At 42.0% G+C, this 17,857-nt stretch carries 15 protein-coding genes and 1 tRNA gene; 11 read left to right on the top strand and 5 right to left on the bottom strand.

Annotated elements, in window-relative coordinates:
* The first annotated feature begins 2 nt into the window (after positions 1 to 2).
* The 7 genes from ACQ2HE_RS09315 to ACQ2HE_RS09285 are packed head-to-tail and all read left to right on the top strand — an operon-like array spanning position 3 to position 7,765.
* Positions 3 to 1,646, top strand: coding sequence for a UxaA family hydrolase (locus tag ACQ2HE_RS09315; protein ID WP_430898297.1), 1,644 nt, complete (start codon positions 3 to 5; stop codon positions 1,644 to 1,646).
* 10 nt (positions 1,647 to 1,656) lie between these two features.
* Positions 1,657 to 3,093, top strand: coding sequence for a glucuronate isomerase (gene uxaC / locus ACQ2HE_RS09310; protein WP_430898299.1), 1,437 nt, complete (start codon positions 1,657 to 1,659; stop codon positions 3,091 to 3,093).
* Between the two features lie 24 nt (positions 3,094 to 3,117).
* On the top strand, positions 3,118 to 3,888 hold the full coding sequence (kduD, locus tag ACQ2HE_RS09305) for a 2-dehydro-3-deoxy-D-gluconate 5-dehydrogenase KduD (protein ID WP_430898301.1): 771 nt from the start codon (positions 3,118 to 3,120) through the stop codon (positions 3,886 to 3,888).
* Positions 3,889 to 3,900: 12 nt separating this feature from the next.
* On the top strand, positions 3,901 to 4,731 hold the full coding sequence (gene kduI / locus ACQ2HE_RS09300; RefSeq protein ID WP_430898303.1) for a 5-dehydro-4-deoxy-D-glucuronate isomerase: 831 nt from the start codon (positions 3,901 to 3,903) through the stop codon (positions 4,729 to 4,731).
* A gap of 3 nt (positions 4,732 to 4,734) precedes the next feature.
* On the top strand, positions 4,735 to 5,748 hold the full coding sequence (locus ACQ2HE_RS09295) for a PfkB family carbohydrate kinase (RefSeq protein WP_430898305.1): 1,014 nt from the start codon (positions 4,735 to 4,737) through the stop codon (positions 5,746 to 5,748).
* Positions 5,738 to 6,397: a beta/alpha barrel domain-containing protein gene (locus ACQ2HE_RS09290; protein WP_430898307.1), complete on the top strand. Its 660-nt coding sequence runs from the start codon at positions 5,738 to 5,740 to the stop codon at positions 6,395 to 6,397. Before ACQ2HE_RS09295 ends, ACQ2HE_RS09290 begins: the two co-directional genes overlap by 11 nt.
* 9 nt (positions 6,398 to 6,406) lie before the next feature.
* Positions 6,407 to 7,765, top strand: coding sequence for an MFS transporter (locus ACQ2HE_RS09285; RefSeq protein WP_430898309.1), 1,359 nt, complete (start codon positions 6,407 to 6,409; stop codon positions 7,763 to 7,765).
* Positions 7,766 to 8,635: 870 nt separating this feature from the next.
* On the opposite strand, the gene ACQ2HE_RS09280 is transcribed toward ACQ2HE_RS09285, so the two are convergent.
* Positions 8,636 to 8,707 (bottom strand) — tRNA-Glu (locus ACQ2HE_RS09280).
* Positions 8,708 to 8,935: 228 nt separating this feature from the next.
* Between ACQ2HE_RS09280 and gap the strand changes: the two genes are divergently transcribed.
* The 3 genes from gap to ACQ2HE_RS09265 all read left to right on the top strand — a co-directional run bounded on the left by gap (position 8,936) and on the right by ACQ2HE_RS09265 (position 11,922).
* The gene (gap, locus tag ACQ2HE_RS09275) at positions 8,936 to 9,949 is read left to right on the top strand and encodes a type I glyceraldehyde-3-phosphate dehydrogenase (RefSeq protein WP_430898311.1); all 1,014 of its coding nucleotides are present in this window, start codon (positions 8,936 to 8,938) and stop codon (positions 9,947 to 9,949) included.
* A gap of 69 nt (positions 9,950 to 10,018) precedes the next feature.
* On the top strand, positions 10,019 to 10,729 hold the full coding sequence (locus ACQ2HE_RS09270) for a class I SAM-dependent methyltransferase (protein ID WP_472846351.1): 711 nt from the start codon (positions 10,019 to 10,021) through the stop codon (positions 10,727 to 10,729).
* Complete coding sequence (locus tag ACQ2HE_RS09265; RefSeq protein WP_430898316.1) at positions 10,726 to 11,922, top strand: phosphoglycerate kinase; 1,197 nt, start codon at positions 10,726 to 10,728, stop codon at positions 11,920 to 11,922. Before ACQ2HE_RS09270 ends, ACQ2HE_RS09265 begins: the two co-directional genes overlap by 4 nt.
* Before the next feature lie 87 nt (positions 11,923 to 12,009).
* Here ACQ2HE_RS09265 and ACQ2HE_RS09260 read toward each other — a convergent pair whose 3' ends face one another.
* From ACQ2HE_RS09260 to ACQ2HE_RS09250, 3 genes are read right to left on the bottom strand one after another with little or no spacing between them, the layout of a single operon-like run.
* Complete coding sequence (locus ACQ2HE_RS09260) at positions 12,010 to 12,792, bottom strand: TPM domain-containing protein (protein ID WP_430898318.1); 783 nt, start codon at positions 12,790 to 12,792, stop codon at positions 12,010 to 12,012.
* Positions 12,789 to 13,250: a TPM domain-containing protein gene (locus tag ACQ2HE_RS09255; protein ID WP_430898320.1), complete on the bottom strand. Its 462-nt coding sequence runs from the start codon at positions 13,248 to 13,250 to the stop codon at positions 12,789 to 12,791. The genes ACQ2HE_RS09260 and ACQ2HE_RS09255 overlap by 4 nt, the downstream gene beginning before the upstream one ends.
* A 16-nt stretch (positions 13,251 to 13,266) precedes the next feature.
* Positions 13,267 to 13,857 (bottom strand): LemA family protein, encoded by a 591-nt coding sequence (locus tag ACQ2HE_RS09250; protein ID WP_430898322.1) that lies wholly within the window; start codon positions 13,855 to 13,857, stop codon positions 13,267 to 13,269.
* A 217-nt stretch (positions 13,858 to 14,074) separates the two neighbouring features.
* On the opposite strand from ACQ2HE_RS09250, the gene ACQ2HE_RS09245 reads away from it, so the two are divergent.
* Positions 14,075 to 15,196 carry a PQQ-dependent sugar dehydrogenase gene (locus ACQ2HE_RS09245; RefSeq protein ID WP_430898324.1) on the top strand — a complete coding sequence of 374 codons (1,122 nt, stop codon included), beginning with the start codon at positions 14,075 to 14,077 and terminating at the stop codon, positions 15,194 to 15,196.
* A gap of 92 nt (positions 15,197 to 15,288) precedes the next feature.
* Here the strand turns inward: ACQ2HE_RS09245 and ACQ2HE_RS09240 are convergent, their stop codons facing one another.
* On the bottom strand, positions 15,289 to 17,766 hold the full coding sequence (locus ACQ2HE_RS09240; protein WP_430898326.1) for a M1 family aminopeptidase: 2,478 nt from the start codon (positions 17,764 to 17,766) through the stop codon (positions 15,289 to 15,291).
* Between the last annotated feature and the right edge of the window lie 91 nt (positions 17,767 to 17,857).

Here is a 17,857-nt window from a genome sequence, read left to right as displayed (position 1 = left end):
AGTTGAAACAGGCAGTATTAAAAGTACATAAGAAAGACAATGTGTTGGTGGCTCTGCGTAATTTGACCAAGGGCGATCAAGTGGCCTATGATGGGAATAGCTATGTATTGGTAGACGATGTGCCTGCGAAACACAAATTCGTAACCAATTTACTCCAACCCGGTGATGAGGTGATCATGTACGGTGTGTTGGTGGGAAAAGCAGTTTCTGCTATTCCTGTGGGCGCACGCATTACTACTGAAAATGTAAAACATGCCGCTGAACCTTACGACTACCGTCACATCGATTTTCAATGGCATGCACCGGATGTCTCAAAATTTAAAAACAGAACTTTTAATGGATATCATCGAGAAGATGGATCAGTGGGTACGGCCAACTATTGGCTTTTTATTCCAACTGTTTTCTGTGAGAATAGAAACCTCGATGTGATCAAAGAAGCGCTGCACAATGAATTGGGCTACGCAGTTGCTGATCGCTACAAGCAATTTGCTTCTTTGCTGAAAGAAGCAATTGCCAATGATCAGAGCATCGATGATCTTTCAGTCCTCGATTTGCAGCCCCAACATTCTAAAAAGCGCTTTTTTGAAAATGTAGATGGAATTAAGTTTTTGAATCACCAAGGCGGATGTGGTGGTATTCGACAAGACGCAGCAGTTCTTGGTAAATTATTAGCTGCTTATGCCAATCATCCCAATGTTGGAGGTATTACAGTATTGAGCTTGGGGTGTCAGAATCTCCAAGTCAATGATTTCTTAAACGATCTGAAGTCACAGAACAAAGATTTCAATAAACCACTCTATATTTTCGAACAGCAACAATCGGTTAGTGAAGAACAATTGATCAGCGACGCCATCAAAAAAACGTTTGAAGGTTTGAAGCAGATCAATCAATTAAAAAGAGCTCCTGCAACGCTTGATAAACTTTGCTTAGGTGTAAAATGTGGCGGAAGCGATGGTTTCAGTGGTATTTCTGCCAATCCTTCAGTTGGATATTGCTCCGATCTTTTAGTAGGACTAGGGGGAAAAGTACTATTGGCAGAATTTCCTGAACTCTGTGGTGTTGAACAAGAATTGGTAGATAGAACGGTTTCTGAACCGTTGGCCCGCAAATTCATGCATTTGATGAAAAGTTATGAGGCTTCCGTTACTGCGGTTGGTTCCGGATTTCACATGAATCCTTCACCCGGAAATATAAAAGATGGCCTGATCACCGATGCTATGAAAAGTGCAGGCGCCGCTAGAAAAGGAGGTACTTCGCCGGTGGTAGATGTGTTAGACTATACAGAAAAAGCCACCAAACCAGGCCTTAGCTTGGTTTGCACTCCTGGCAACGATGTTGAAGCCACAACAGGAAAAGCAGCAAGTGGTGCTACATTGATTTTATTTACAACCGGACTCGGAACGCCTACCGGCAATCCCATCTGTCCGGTTATTAAAGTGAGCACTAACAGCCAGTTAACCAAAAGAATGAACGATATCATCGATATTGACTGCGGTCCTGTTGTTGATGGCGAGAAAACCATCGAACAAATGGGAGAGGAGATACTTGAATACTGTATCAAAGCGGCAAGTGGTGAGATCATTCCCAAAGCGGTTCAACTAAATCAAGACGATTTTATTCCTTGGAAAAGAGGGGTTTCATTATAAATTTGAAATGATGAAGAAGTTTTTAGATCAGCACTTTTTGTTGGAAACAAACACGGCGATCAAATTGTACGAAGAATTTGCAAAGCCGATGCCCATCATCGATTATCACAATCACCTGCCTCCAAATGAAATGGCAGCTGATAAGAATTTTGATAACATTACCCAAGTATGGTTGAATGGTGATCACTATAAATGGCGCGCCATGAGAACCAATGGCGTGAACGAAGCATTTATTACCGGTGAAAAATCGGATTGGGAGAAGTTTCAAGCTTGGTCTGCCACTGTTCCCTACACTGTGAGGAATCCTTTGTATCATTGGACACACCTAGAACTACAGCGTTATTTCGGAATCAACGAAATTTTGAATGCAGACTCTGCGGCAAGGATCTATGAACAGAGTTCTTCTTTGCTTCAAACAAAAGAATACAGTGTTCGTGGCCTTCTTGAAAAGATGAATGTAAAAGTTGTTTGTACTACCGATGACCCCATTGATTCATTGGAATACCACCAGAAAATCAAAAAAGACAATTGGGCAGTAAAAGTATTTCCTGCTTTTCGTCCCGATAAAGCAATGAATGTTGACGATACCATCACATTTAATAAATACCTAACTGCATTAGAACAAGCTGCAAATACATCGATCAGCACTTTCAATGATTACTTATCAGCATTGAAAAAACGTCACGATTATTTTGCTGAGAATGGATGTTCTGTTTCCGATCATGGATTGGAACAAATTTATGCAGCAGACTATACCTCAACTGAAATCGTTGGCATCTTCGCGCAAATTCGTTCAGGTGGAAGTTTAACGCCTGAAGAAAAGATCAAATTCAAATCTGCAATGTTGGTGATTTTTGCAGAATGGGATCATGAAAAGAATTGGGTGCAACAATACCATTTAGGAGCCATTCGAAACAACAACTCTAGAATGCTTAAGCAATTAGGGCCTGACACCGGTTGGGATTCTATCGGAGATTTTTCTCAAGCAAGAGCACTTGCAAAGTTTCTAGATAGACTCGATACCAACGACAAACTCGCAAAAACCATTATTTATAACTTGAATCCGGCCGACAATGAATTGTTCGCCACTATGATTGGTAATTTTAACGATGGTTCGGTTGCAGGTAAAGTACAATGGGGCTCAGGCTGGTGGTTTTTAGATCAAAAAGATGGAATGACCAAACAGCTCAATGCGCTCAGTAATATGGGTCTTCTAAGCAAGTTTGTAGGTATGCTTACTGATTCTAGAAGCTTTCTTTCTTTCCCTCGTCACGAATATTTCCGAAGAATTCTGTGTAATTTATTCGGACATGAAATGGAAAATGGAGAGATACCCAATGATCTAAACCATATTGGTGGAATCGTTCAGGATATTTGTTTCAGAAATGCACAACAGTATTTCGGGTGGCAACTTACGGAAACACACAACGCAGCTATCAAGGCATAAGCAGGTGTTCTATAAAAAAGAATCATGTCAATATTAAAAGCATTTAGTTTAGAAGGAAAAACAGCATTGGTAACCGGCGCCAATAAGGGCATCGGCAAAGCAATGGCACTCGCCCTAGCTGAAGCGGGGGCCAACATCATTGGAGTTTCAGCCTCTATAGAACTGGTAGGGAGTGAAGTTGAAAAAGAAGTCAAGGCTTTAGGTAGAAATTTTAATGCCTTCCAAGCTGATCTTTCCAATAAAGACAGCATTTATCAATTTTTGGAATCAGTACATTCAAAACATCCAATTATTGATATCTTGGTCAACAATGCGGGCACGATTATGCGTGCACCTGCTGCGGAACATGGAGACGATTATTGGGATCGGGTTATTGATATTAATTTGAATGCACCTTTTATACTAGCACGTGAGTTTGGTAAGAAGATGATTGAGCAAGGCTCAGGCAAGATTATATTCACAGCCTCCCTTCTTAGTTTTCAAGGCGGAATCAATGTACCGGGCTATGCAGCAAGCAAAGGAGCCGTTTCAAGTTTAATAAAAGCCCTGGCCAATGAATGGGCCTCAAAGGGAGTGAATGTGAATGGTATTGCACCGGGTTATATTGCAACCGATAATACCGCAGCGTTGCGCGCCGACCCCGTAAGAAGTAAAAGTATCTTGGAAAGAATACCGGCAGGTCGCTGGGGTACTCCCGACGATCTAAAAGGAGCCGTGGTATTCCTCGCATCAAATGCATCCAATTATGTAAATGGCACCATCATCACTGTAGACGGTGGGTGGATGGGCCGATAAACTACGATCATCATGGAAATTCGTTTCGCGCAAAGCAAAAAGGAGACTGCTCAAATGAACACTGAAGAACTAAGAGAAAATTTCTTGGTTCAAGACTTGATGACTCCGAATAAAATAAATCTCACGTATACCCACTATGATCGTGTGATCATCGGTGGTGTAGTTCCAGTTGATACAATCATCGACCTGCCCAATCACCCTGAATTGAGAGCCGAGTATTTTTTGGAAAGAAGAGAATTGGGAATCATTAATCTAGGTGGAAAGGGTAGTGTAGAAGTTGATGGAATCAGCTATAATCTTGATAAGGCAGATTGCTTATACGCCGGAAAGGGCAGCAAAATAGTTCGATTTTCATCGGCAGATGCAAAGCAACCGGCTCTTTTTTATTTGCTTTCTGCACCGGCCCATCATAGCTATCCGGTTCAAACCATGAAAAAAGACGCTGCTGCGCCTGTTCAATTGGGAGCAGTAGAAACCTCTAATAAAAGAACAGTTTACAAATACATTCACCTCGACGGCATTCAAAGTTGTCAATTGGTAATGGGTCTAACAGCACTCGAGCCGGGCTCTGTTTGGAATTCCATTCCGCCACACACGCATACTCGTAGAATGGAAGTATACTTCTACTTCGATTTGCCTGAAGAACAGCGTATCTTTCACTTTATGGGAGAGCCGCAGCAAACTCGGCATATTGTGGTAAAGAACAACGAGGCCATTATTTCTCCTCCTTGGAGTGCGCATTTTGGCTGTGGTACCTCCAATTATGGTTTCATCTGGGGAATGGCCGGCGAAAATTTGGTGTACACAGATATGGATCCTGCACCGGTAATTGAACTAAAATAGAACATGAAAATATTTTGCTTTGGTGAATTGTTGTTGAGAATCTCACCCGCTGCTAATGGCGAGTGGATCAAGCAAGCTTCCTTGCCTGTTTTTGTAGGCGGAGCTGAATTGAATGTGGCAACTGCCCTCGCATCTTGGAATCAGGAAGTGGGTTACATGACTGCATTGCCCGACAATACACTTACTACTGATATTAAAAACTATATCCAATCAAAGAATATTGACAGCAGCCCTATTCACATCTCAGGCAATAGAATAGGAACCTATTACTTAACCCAAGGCGCCGATTTGAAAAGTGTTGGTGTTATCTATGATCGTGCTTATTCTTCTTTTTCCGAACTCAAGCCCGGAATCATTAATTGGGAAGAAGTGTTGAAAGGATATCAATGGTTTCATTTTAGTGCAATAAGCCCGGCTTTAAATCAGCAAGTAGCAGATTTGTGTGAAGAAGCCTTGATCGCTGCTTCGAAATTGGGGTTAAAAATCTCGGTAGACTTAAACTACCGTTCTCGATTGTGGAAATATGGGAAGGCTCCTGTTGAAATCATGCCAAAACTGGCAGCTTATTGCGATCTCATTATGGGGAATATTTGGAGTGCAGCGGAACTCTTAGGTACAAGCATTGATGCGGATATTCATCAAAACGCTTCAAAAGAGAAATACCTATCACACGCCACTAAAACTTCCGTTGAAATAATGAGCAAATTCCCGAAATGTGAAATGGTGGCCAATACTTTTCGGTTCGATGAAGCCGATGGATTGAAATATTATGCTTCATTGAATAACAAGAACGGACAGTGGGTGTCAAAGCAATTTTTCACCAATTCGGTGGTAGATAAAATTGGAAGTGGCGACTGTTTTATGGGTGGACTCATCTATTCATCGGTAAACAAGCAATCGCACCAAGATACCATCAATTTTGCTGCTGCGGCTGCATTTGGTAAATTACAAGAAATGGGGGATGCTACAACCCAAACAGTTGCCGCAGTTCTCGAAAATTTGAAACATGGAGAATAGACTCATCATACAAAAAGTAAAAGAACAGGGAATCATTCCACTCTTTTTTCACAGTGATCTACAGGTAAGCATCAACGTGATCGATGCTTTGTACAAAGCAGGAATTCGAATAGTTGAATACACAAATAGGGGAGAAGCTGCACTAGTGAATTTTACGGCCTTGGTGAAAGAGAAGAAAACACGGTGGCCGGAATTGCTGTTAGCGATTGGAACCATCAAAACATCGAAAGAAGCCGATTCGTTTATAAGTGCCGGGGCAGATTTTATCATTGCACCGGTGGTAACTCCGGAAGTTGCCTATACGGTTCATGAAGCCGGTAAGCTCTGGATACCGGGTTGTATGACTCCAACTGAAATTGCAACAGCACATGGTTTGGGAGCTCGATTCGTAAAACTTTTTCCGGGAAACATTTTGGGTCCTGGATTCGTTTCGGCAATCAAGGAATTGTTTCCCGATATGCTATTCATGCCAACAGGGGGAGTAGAATTAACTGAGAAGAATTTAACTGAATGGTTCAGCACCGGAGTGATAGCTGTAGGTTTAGGATCTAAACTTATTACGAAAGAAGTACTAGAATCTCAACAATACGATCAATTGACAGCATTAACACAAAAAGGATTGGAACTCGTTCGGTCCATTAAACGATAAAAAATTGCCATGCAAACTGCCATAGGAAAATTTAGATGGACGATATGCGGACTCTTGCTCTTCGCCACTACTATCAACTACCTCGATCGTCAGGTATTGAGTTTGTTGAAGCCGAGTTTAGAGGAAGAATTTCATTGGAGTAATAGTCAATATGCAGATATAGCCGCTGCCTTTCAATTAACCTATGCCATTGCATTGCTTTTTGCAGGAAGGATTCTGGATAAATTAGGAACGAAAAAGGGATATACATGGGCCATTATCATTTGGTCCTTAGGTGCTATTGTTCATGCCTTGGCGATTCCTATGGGAAATGCATTGATGCCGGTATTGGGATGGTTTGGAATTGTAAGTGTTCCCGTCTCTGTTTTAGGATTTATAATTGCGAGGGCGGTGTTGGCGGTTGGCGAATCTGGTAATTTTCCGGCTGCCATAAAGGCTACCGCTGCCTATTTTCCGAAGAAAGAAAGAAGTTTCGCAACCGGAATCTTCAACTCCGGAGCAAATATTGGAGCCATTTTAGCGCCCCTTACAGTGCCTTGGATGGAAAAAAACTGGGGATGGCAATCAGCTTTCATTGTAATTGGTGCAATTGGGTTCATTTGGTTGTTGTTTTGGTTGAAGCTGTATGAAAATCCAGACAAACAATTGAGACTGTCAAAAGCGGAATTGGATTATATCAATAGTGATGTTGAAGAGGCTGTGAAAAAGGATGAGCCTCAGGAAAAACTCTCTTGGGCAAAAGTGTTGGGATATCGCCAAACTTGGGCTTTTACCATTGGGAAGTTCATGACCGATGGTGTTTGGTGGTTTTATTTGTTCTGGCTGCCAGGATATTTGAAAGATCAATACCACATGACGGGAACAGAAATCACTTTCCCTTTAGCTATTTTGTATACCTTAACCATGGCCGGTAGTATTGGAGGTGGTTATTTTCCCACTTATTTTATGAAGAAAGGATTGAATCCTTATGATGGGCGAATGAAAGCCATGTTTATCATCGCGTTGTTTCCATTATTAGTGCTTGCTGCACAACCTTTAGGTGATATCAGTTTCTGGGTGCCTGTCTTCTTTATTGGTATAGGCGCCGCTGCGCACCAGGCTTGGAGTGCGAATATCTTTACAACAGTAAGTGATATGTTTCCAAAGAAAGCCATAGGTTCAGTTATTGGCTTAGGAGGAATGGCTGGCGGACTTGGTGGCGTGATCATTACAAAAATTGGCGGCTCTTTATTCGATCATTACAAAGCACTCGGGCACATCAATACCGGTTACACCATTATGTTTGCCTATTGCGCGGTAGCGTATTTCATAGCTTGGCTCATTATGAAGTCATTGGTGCCCAAGTACAAAGTCATAACCGATTTATAGTTCCTATAGAATTCAGAATGAATTCTATAGGAAATTTACTTGATTTCAATTTTGTATGAGACATTCATTAGTGATTCATAAAATCATCGCCTCGCTTATAGTGCCATTTATACTTCTTTCGGGTAGGATTCCAAGCGAGCACTACAATCTCGTATATACGATTTCCTTTCTTTTGTTTGGCGCGAATGCGCTGCTATTTCTTTATCGAAAGCCAAGATTCGAAACTGAAGAATAGAGAATCAACATCGTAGTCTCGTCAGATCACCGAATTTCAAAACCCATCCCAATTGCGTCTATTCGCTTTAAAGAGTAGCCTATAATTCACACTATCACAACCGAGGGTTGCATTCCTCCGACCCCAGCGGGGTCGTATATGCGTAGCAGGTTAAAATATTTGGGAACAATCGACCCTGAAGGGGTCGCATATATTTAGTCAAAAGCTGAAAGGGTCAATCCAACTGAAAACGCCATCCTGTTTCAAACACCTCGATCCCCATCCCGATAACATTTTCAAAACAATCAATCCTGACACCATGCGTCCGACCCTGTAGGGGTCGCACATCAGTAGCCAGAATCGAGAAACAGGGCAATCGACCCTGAAGGGGTCGCACAGAATGTTCGTCAAAAGAAATGAAAATAGCGCCTTGCCCAAAACGTTTCCAAAATGTATTCGAACCTAAAGGCGTCACAAATCGCAGCAATCAATCCTGAAACAACGCATCCGACCCCAGCGGGGTCATATGTGCGCAGCCTGTCGCATCTGTCGCCCCAAAACGCGTGCCCCCCATTTATCCAATCCATCTGCCCCATACATTGATAACCTATATGCATAAAAAAAGCGACCGATATCATCAGTCGCTTCTTCTTTCGTAGCCCGTACGGGATTCGAACCCGTATCACCACCGTGAAAGGGTGGTGTCCTAGCCCTTAGACGAACGGGCCATGTTCTTAAAGGGAGCGCAAAGATAAGCCTACCTCCATTTCCCTCCAAACATTTTTTCGATTTTTTTACACCCCAACCCCCATTAATTTCCTCCTACTCAACCCCTAATAACCCCTCCCTTACAATTGTTAGTTATCTGAAATCCAATCTCTCACATAAATTCAACACTTGTTTATTCTTTTTTTATAACTTCGCCACGCATTTTTAACCTAAAATACTCTTGTATCATGAGCAAAGTAAAAGTTGCTATCAATGGTTTCGGTCGTATCGGTCGCCTCGTATTCCGCCAAATCTATAAAATGGAAGGCATCGATGTTGTTGCCATCAACGACTTAACCAGCCCCAATGTGCTCGCTCACCTATTAAAATATGATAGCGCACAAGGTCGTTTCGACGCCACCGTTACTGCATCTGAAAACGCCATCCAAGTAAACGGTGAAGAAATCAAAATTTATGCTCAGAAAAATCCCGCCGATATCCCCTGGGGTTCTCATGGTGTAGACGTAGTGCTCGAATGTACCGGTTTCTTTACCGATAAAGATAAAGCCGCCGCTCACTTAACCGCTGGCGCAAAACGCGTTGTAATCTCAGCTCCCGCTACCGGCGACCTGAAAACAATCGTGTTCAACGTGAACCACAACACGCTCGATGGCTCTGAAACCATCATCAGTTGCGCATCATGTACTACCAACTGCCTTGCCCCAATGGCGCAAGTACTCGAAACTAAATTCGGAATCGTTAACGGTTTGATGACTACCGTTCACGCATATACTAACGACCAAAATACTCAAGACGCACCTCACCCTAAAGGTGACCTCCGTCGCGCTCGCGCTGCCGCTCAAAACATCGTGCCTAACAGCACAGGCGCCGCTAAAGCAATCGGTCTCGTTCTCCCTAGCTTGAAAGGTAAACTCGATGGTTCTGCTCAACGCGTTCCAACACTTACCGGTTCATTAACCGAATTAACAGCCATCCTCGGTAAGAAAACAACCGCAGAAGAAATCAACGCTGAAATGAAAGCCGCTTCTAACGAAAGCTTCGGTTACACTACCGACGAAATCGTTTCTAGCGATATCATCGGTATCAGCTACGGTTCTTTGTTCGACGCTACTCAAACAAAGGTTCAAAACGTAGGCGATACTCAACTCGTTCGCGTGGTTTCTTGGTACGATAACGAAATGAGCTACGTTAGCCAACTCGTTCGCACCGTTCACTACTTCGCTACTCTTATCAGCAAGTAATCGCTTCAAGTAATATCGTAACAGGCAGCTACCACTGCCTGTTACTTTTTAATACCATAACCAACCGCTCTGGCTACCTACAACAATATCTGGAAACATCGCTGGGCCATCGCTAAACGACTGGCTTGGAAAAAATACTACCGTTTCCTAGGTAATGCCAACGCCTCCAAACAACCTCTCAGCCTCTATTCCATTAAGCCCGGCTATCGGCACGCAACTACCGTAGAATCGTACGATGCAACTCACACCAAAGACGAATGGCAGAAAGAAGTGTATCAATACGCCGCTCAATGGATGGAACAACAGCAACTTCAATCCATCATCGACCTTGGCTGCGGTTCCGGTTATAAAACGGTTCACTACCTGGGCCAATACCAAACCACCGGCGTTGAAGTTGATCCAACCTATTCATGGTTAACAAAAACCTATCCCGATAAAAAATGGTTGCTTTTCGATAACCTGAAACCATCAGAGCTCTCTTGCGACCTTATCGTTTGCTCCGACGTCATCGAACACATCGAACATCCCGATGATCTCCTCGATTTTGTTGCTGAAATGAATTTTAAACAGGTTATTTTTAGCACACCCGATCGCGATCGCCTCTGTGGGACCAAAGATTTTGGCCCGCCGGAAAACACTTGCCACTACAGAGAATGGAATCACATAGAATTTAAGAACTATCTTAGAGGCTGGTTCGATATCATCGATACCCAACTCATTAATGATAAAAGCAACACGCAACTCGTTATTTGCCAAAAACATAAAAAGACCAACACATGAGCAAGTTCAGCCAACATTCATTTAATAACCAAAAAGCATTGATCCGTGTGGACTTCAACGTTCCACTCGACAAACAAACTTCTGCCGTAGGTGATGATACCCGTATTCGAGCGGCGCTCCCAACTATTAAAAAGATTCTAGCCGATGGCGGTAGCGTTATCTTAATGAGCCATCTTGGACGACCAAAAGAAGGTCCTGAAGAAAAATCTTCACTTAAACATATTATCAATCATCTTAGTGGTTTGTTGGGTGGATTGCCTGTTCAATTTGCCAACGATTGTATTGGAGAAGAAGCTATTCAAAAAGCGGCATCCCTTAAACCGGGTGAAGTTTTGTTATTGGAGAACCTTCGTTTCTACAAACAAGAAGAAAAAGGTGATGAAGGATTCGCTGAAAAACTAAGCAAACTTGGCGATGTTTATGTAAACGACGCTTTCGGAACCGCACACCGTGCACACGCTTCTACTGCTGTTATTGCAAAATTCTTCACCCCGGAAAATAAAATGTTCGGACTCTTGATGGAAGGTGAAGTGAGCAGCGCCGAAAAAGTATTACACAAATCTGAAAAGCCCTTTACGGCAATTATAGGCGGCGCCAAAGTGAGTGATAAAATTTTGATCATCGAAAACCTATTGGAAAAAGCAACCGATATCATCATTGGTGGAGGTATGGCTTATACCTTCATGAAAGCAATGGGCGGAAAAATTGGCAACTCTTTGTGCGAGGACGATCGCTTGCAAACAGCACTCGACTTACTAGAAAAAGCCAAAGCAAAGGGAGTGAACATTCACCTTCCTTCCGATTCTGTAATTGCAGATAAATTCGACGCAAATGCAAATACCGCAGTAGCACCTTCAAATAATATTCCTGATGGATGGATGGGATTAGACATTGCAGAAAATGCCTGCGGTCAATTCACCAATGTTCTGCACCGTTCAAAAACCATTCTTTGGAACGGCCCAATGGGCGTATTCGAAATGGTGAAATTCCAACACGGAACAAAAGCAATCGCGCAAGCAGTAGCAGACGCTACTTCAAATGGTGCTTTCTCATTAGTAGGAGGGGGTGACAGCGTGGCCGCTGTTAATGAATTCGGTTTCACAGATAAAGTAAGCTATATCTCAACCGGTGGAGGTGCCATGCTCGAATACTTCGAAGGAAAAGTTCTTCCCGGTATCGCCGCTATTAAATAAACACACAATAAAGCATAAAAAGAGAAAGGAGCAACTGGCTCCTTTCTCTTTTGTATTAAACTCAAAACTTATAACTCAAAACTCTCATCACCATCCCCCACTGGCACCACCGCCACCACTGCTACCTCCTCCAAATCCTCCGAAGCCGCCGCCACCGCCGCCGCTCCATCCACCACCGCCACCGCCACTCCATCCTCCGGAATTCCAGAAGATAGGCGAATTGATGCCACGGTATCCTCTTCTACTCATAAATCCACCACCGCCACCACGGTTGATATTAGAAAGTACAATAATGATAATAATGATTATGATAATCATTCCCAATATACTTCCCCCATCTTTATCTTGGCGTCTATTAGCATAGCCCTGTGGTGCAGTATATTCTCCTCGAGTTGCTTTAATCAAGTGTTCTGCGGCCGTTGCGAAACCTTCATAAAAGTTTCCATTCCTAAAATTAGGAGCGAGGTCTTCCTCAATAATTCTTTTACTTAATAGGTCAGTTACCGCACCTTCCAAGCCATATCCTACTTCAATACGCATCTTTCGATCGTTCTTCGCCACAAGAATAAGAATACCATTGTTGGTTTTCTTGTTTCCAATACCCCACAACCGATATTGCTTATTCGCAAATTCCTCAATCGGATAATCATTCAAAGTAGGAATGATCAGAATCGCAATTTGATTAGAAGTGCTATCGTCATAACTCACCAATAATCGCTCGAGTTTATTTACTTCATCAGTACTCAGCGTATTGGTTTTATCATTCACTAGCCTTGGTGGATTGGGCACCGGAACCAGATCCTGTGCCGCAATCATTCCTGTTATTCCGATAACAGTAAGAATTACCAGTAAAAATCTTTTCATACTCATTGTCCAAACACGATTTCGTCAGGTAATTCATTTTTGTCTGTATTCGGATCGTATGGAAACGCTTCTTTCAAAGTGTTTCCAATTTTGTCGATCACTTTCACTAACCCATGCGCAACACCTTCTTCCTTTATGTAAGAAGTCATTTCATTCACCGACTGATTCCAATAATCATTTCCAAGTTTTGTGTAAATGCCATTGTCCGCAAAAATCGCAAACTGCTGATCTTTGATGGCCACATAAATCAATACGGCATTGTATTCGCCCGTACTGTCCATCTTCAGTCCCCAAAAAATCTCTTCTGCTCTGTGAATCGGATTCACAAAGCGACACCTGCTTTCTACAAAAACACGTACTTCTCCACTGGTTTCTTTCTCCGCGCGTTTAATGGCGGCTACAATTGCCTCCTGATCAGATGCAGAAAAGAAATGTTTGCGTTTGAAAAATGGAATCAACGACATTCTTACAATATTAAATTTAGAATTTAACTTTTGGAGCATTCTCAGCACCCGGATCAGCCTTGAATCCTTCTTTGGTATGGAATCCGAAGAAATTGGCAAAAATCACATTAGGGAATCTTCTAGCACCGGTATTGTAATCTTGCACGGCTGTGTTAAAATCATTACGTGCTACTTTGATTCTATTTTCTGTTCCTTCTAATTGAGCCTGCAAATCACGGAAGTTCTGGGTAGCCTTCAAATCGGGATAGGCTTCGGCAACAGCCAACAATCTTCCCAAGGCTCCACTCAAACCGGCTTGTGCTTGTTGAAACTCAGCCAATTTTTCTGGAGTAATGTTGGTTGGGTCAACCTGAATTGAAGTGGCTTTTGAACGTGCACTGATTACAGCTTCCAATGTTTCTTTCTCGAAATTAGCAGCGCCTTTTACCGTTTCAACCAAGTTTCCAATCAAATCATTTCTACGTTGATACTCACTTTGAACATTCGCCCATTTGGCTTTTACATTCTCGTCTTTCGAAACCAACCCATTGTAGCTGCTGCAGCCACAACCGCCTAATATCAAAATCAATCCAAAAATTGCAATCAAAGCAATGTTACGTGTACTCATTTTCTATTGAAGTTTTATTTTATGAATTTTTAATTCCTTGTCAAGATACTACATTATTAGTTGCAGCTTTTCTTCGTTCATTACATTTCCGATACGGCTTTTTTATTGCAACCCTGCTTCATTTATCTTTTCTACCCAAAAACCTCTTTAATCAGCATTTAACGCTGTTAAGACGGGTAAAGGCATAATTTTGGTTGTACCTGTAAAAACAATTCGTATGCTGAAGAGAATGCTCTATACTTCCTTGGTCCTGTCCTCCCTAATTCTTGCCGCAAATTGCAGCAAGTCGAAGTCTAACACAGGCGGAGGCGGTACAACCGATACCACTACTTCTCCAGTCGTTTTAAGCGATAAAATACTTTCTTCCGGACTTACCATGCCATGGGATCTGGTTTGGGCTCCCGATAATACCATCTGGTTTACCCAGAAATCCGGAATCATTTCGAAAGTAGACCCAGCCAATGGCACCGTTTCCAACTTACTCACTATCAGCGATGTAGTGGTTCGCGGCGAAGGCGGACTTCTTGGGATGGCTTTTCATCCCTCTTTTGCTTCCAATCCCTACTTATACGTGGTATATGATTATCTTAAAGGGTCCGCATATAGAGAAAAAGTGGTTCGTTACACTGTAAGTGGCAACAACCTTTCAAGCCCGACAATCATCTTTGACAATATCATTGCCGATAATAATCATAATGGCTCTCGATTAGTGATTGTAGGCGATAAACTTTTCATCTCAACAGGTGATGCAGTGGAGACGTCATATCCGCAAGATCCCAACTCTGTAAATGGAAAAATCCTTAGAATTAACCTCGACGGGTCCATCCCTTCCGATAACCCGGTTTCCGGTAACCCTTACTGGAGTTTCGGTCACCGCAATCCACAAGGCTTGGTATATGCCAATGGTATTCTCTATTCATCTGAACATGGTCCCAATAACGATGACGAGATCAATATCATTGAAAAAGGCAGAAACTATGGATGGCCAACTGTAATGGGATTTTGCGACAACTCATCCGAAACAGCCTTCTGTTCGTCAAACAATGTAAAAGAACCCATCAAAGCATGGACACCTACCATTGCAACTTGTGGTTTGGATTACTATAACAACGCCAAAATACCGCAATGGAAAAATTCTTTGTTGCTCGCAACATTGAAAAACTCACGCTTGTATCAACTTAAACTCAACGCTACTTTTAATGCCGTTACGGAAACAAACGAATTCTATAATGGGAAATATGGACGTTTGAGAGACGTTCTAGTGGCCCCCACAGGGAAAGTATACCTTTGCACCAGCAACGGCTCAGATGATAAAATCATCGAAATCAGCGCACCCTAAAAATTGAATGATCTACATACAAAAAGGCCGCCTCGATCAGTTCGAAGCGGCCTTTTTGTATGTAGATATGTTCTAGCAAATGTATTTTGCTATTACATCTTTGACTTAATATAGTCGATCTGCTCTTGTAAACTTGCTTTGTCTCCTCCCTTCTCTTTCTGCGCCTCTTTCTTCGTTACTATGCCTTTCAAGAAATTATTGATCACCGGTGTAATTCCGTACTGCTCTGGAATTGCTTTTCTGAATGCAACTACCAAATCAACTCCTTCTTTCAGTTGCTTAGTATCAGTAACCTTCGCAAGCATATCACACAAAGCCTGTGTCATTTCAAATTTGTCTTGAGAAATTGGCATGTTTTTATAAGCCAAGGCTACTGTTTCGAATACGGAAGGATCGCCTGACTGGATCAAAATTTTCACTCTTGCCGCTTGAAGTCTTCCCTTAACCGATTCAGGAACTTTTTTAGCTTCCGCCAATCCTAGATCGGGATCAATACCATACAATGCTTCCAAAGAAGCACCGGCTACAGAATAGGAAGAATCGGAGAGACCCTTTTGATACAAAGCTTTATAATCCGGATTTTCTGTTACCGACAAGAAATCAATAGCAACAGCTTTTACTGTTGTTTTCTTGTCGTTCTTCGCCATATCTTCTACAATTGGTAAAGCGCTGCTACGAATGCTCTCCTTTTTAATGTCCAATCGTCCTAGTGTAAATCCGCGAAGATCACTTGATGGATCTTTTAATCCCAATGATATGATCTCCCATGCTTTCGGCTCCGATTGTTTCTTCAATGCAGCTTCGATCGCTTCTCTTCTATCCATATAAAGCCCTGCATTCTTCATTTGGAATAAATACTGGTCCAAGGTTTTATTGTCTTTTTTCTCAGCCAACAAGATCTTATCGCCGTCAAAATTGATCAAATCGGGACGAGTACTGTATTTGAAAACAAACGTATCGTTCTTATCATCGATCCATACATTCTTGCGTTCTTTCTTTGATCCATAATAGAGATCAATAGCTACAGGCAGTTTGAAAACTTTGTCTCCCGCTTGAGTTTGTTTTACAATCACCGCTACTTCTTTTCTGGCTTCATCGTAAATATAATCAACACTCAATTTTGGATGACCGCTTCCGTAGTACCATTGGTTGAAGAACCAATTCAAATCCTTTCCGGTAACTTCTTCAAAGGCCAATCTTAAATGATGTGCTTCTGCAGCTTTGTACTTGTTGGTAGTTAAATACAAATTCAACGCCTTGAAGAAAGCACTGTCTCCCACATAGTTTCTCAACATATGTAAAATACGTCCTCCTTTATTATAGCTAACTGCATCAAACATGTCTTCACGATCTGCATAATGGAATCGTACCAAATCCTTTTTCTCACTACCACTGCTCAAATAGCCCACCATATCGCTGTAGTTGTGTGCATCTGCAGCATCTTTACCCCATTTGTACTCGTACCAAAGCACTTCACTGTAATTAGCAAATGACTCATTTACGGTAAGGTTGCTCCAACTCTCTGCTGTAACATAATCGCCAAACCAATGGTGAAATAATTCGTGGGCAACAACACCTTCCCACTGATTCCCATCAACTAGTTCTCTAGCGTCTTGCTGAGCCGATTCTCCATGTAGGGTAGTGGTAGTGTTTTCCATCGCACCACTAACATAGTCTCTGCCTGTAATTTGAGCATACTTTACCCAAGGATAATCTATACCAGTAATTCTGGAGTAAAAAGCCATCATTTCCGGAGTTAATCCAAAGATCTTTCGTGCTACTGATTCGTATTCTTTCTCTACATAGTAACTGATTTCTTTTCCTTTGTAACTATCTTTTACAATTGCGTAATCGCCAACACCAATGAAGAATAAGTACGGAGAGTGTGGTTGATCCATCTTCCAGGTATCAGTTCTGGTACCATCGCTATTCTTCTTTTGTGATACTAACTTGCCATTTGAAAGCGAAACATATTTTGCAGGAACCGTTAAATTAAACTCCTGGGTACACTTTTGATTCGGTTTGTCGATAATAGGAACCCAAACAGAAGTTCCTTCTGTTTCACCCTGTGTCCAAATTTGCGTTGGCTTAGTTTTATCTTCTCCTAAGGGATTGATAAAGTACAGCCCTTTCGCATCTGTGATCGCTGCACTTCCTTTTGCTTTATAATCATTGGGCTTTGCGATATAAGACACATAGATGGTATAGGTTTCTTCTTTTTTGTACGATTTATCAAGTTTAATGCGCAACTCCAATCCATTGTAATCGTAGTTGAGTACCTGGTTTTTATTGTTTTTAACAACTGCTACTTGTTGAATTTCCATACCCTTTGCATCCAATAACAAAGAGTCCGTAGCATAAAAATGAGGCTTGAGTTGCAGCCACACTTTACCAATGGCCTGACTTTTTGAGTAGTCGAAACGAATGTCCAATTTGGTGTGAATGAGATCGTTGATTTTGGGACTGGATTCACGATAGATCTTTTCCCAGCTGGTATCAGCAGCTTCTTCTTGTGCAAACGCTCCGTATCCTATGAGAAGGAGGGCCGCTGCTGCAATGACTTTTTTCATAAATAGATTAAATATTGTTCGGGCTAAAGATAAGAGAGCCTTTTCTTAATATTTATGAAAAATTGGATAAATTGACGTCGGCTCAATGCAA

Source organism: Endoryza foliicola, assembly GCF_050589245.1.
Lineage (GTDB): Bacteria > Bacteroidota > Bacteroidia > Chitinophagales > Chitinophagaceae > Endoryza > Endoryza foliicola.
The sequence above is the reverse complement of the archived record's forward strand: the minus strand, read 5'-3'. Positions and strand labels throughout refer to the sequence as shown.

Excerpts from the sequence above, each read along its gene's own strand:
- uxaC (WP_430898299.1), top strand. The coding sequence starts at position 1,657 with ATGAAGAAGTTTTTAGATCAGCACTTTTTGTTGGAAACAAACACGGCG.
- kduD (WP_430898301.1), top strand. The coding sequence starts at position 3,118 with ATGTCAATATTAAAAGCATTTAGTTTAGAAGGAAAAACAGCATTGGTA.
- kduI (WP_430898303.1), top strand. The coding sequence starts at position 3,901 with ATGGAAATTCGTTTCGCGCAAAGCAAAAAGGAGACTGCTCAAATGAAC.
- ACQ2HE_RS09295 (WP_430898305.1), top strand. The coding sequence starts at position 4,735 with ATGAAAATATTTTGCTTTGGTGAATTGTTGTTGAGAATCTCACCCGCT.
- ACQ2HE_RS09290 (WP_430898307.1), top strand. The coding sequence starts at position 5,738 with ATGGAGAATAGACTCATCATACAAAAAGTAAAAGAACAGGGAATCATT.
- ACQ2HE_RS09285 (WP_430898309.1), top strand. The coding sequence starts at position 6,407 with ATGCAAACTGCCATAGGAAAATTTAGATGGACGATATGCGGACTCTTG.
- gap (WP_430898311.1), top strand. The coding sequence starts at position 8,936 with ATGAGCAAAGTAAAAGTTGCTATCAATGGTTTCGGTCGTATCGGTCGC.
- ACQ2HE_RS09265 (WP_430898316.1), top strand. The coding sequence starts at position 10,726 with ATGAGCAAGTTCAGCCAACATTCATTTAATAACCAAAAAGCATTGATC.
- ACQ2HE_RS09260 (WP_430898318.1), bottom strand. The coding sequence starts at position 12,792 with ATGAGTATGAAAAGATTTTTACTGGTAATTCTTACTGTTATCGGAATA.
- ACQ2HE_RS09255 (WP_430898320.1), bottom strand. The coding sequence starts at position 13,250 with ATGTCGTTGATTCCATTTTTCAAACGCAAACATTTCTTTTCTGCATCT.
- ACQ2HE_RS09250 (WP_430898322.1), bottom strand. The coding sequence starts at position 13,857 with ATGAGTACACGTAACATTGCTTTGATTGCAATTTTTGGATTGATTTTG.
- ACQ2HE_RS09245 (WP_430898324.1), top strand. The coding sequence starts at position 14,075 with ATGCTGAAGAGAATGCTCTATACTTCCTTGGTCCTGTCCTCCCTAATT.
- ACQ2HE_RS09240 (WP_430898326.1), bottom strand. The coding sequence starts at position 17,766 with ATGAAAAAAGTCATTGCAGCAGCGGCCCTCCTTCTCATAGGATACGGA.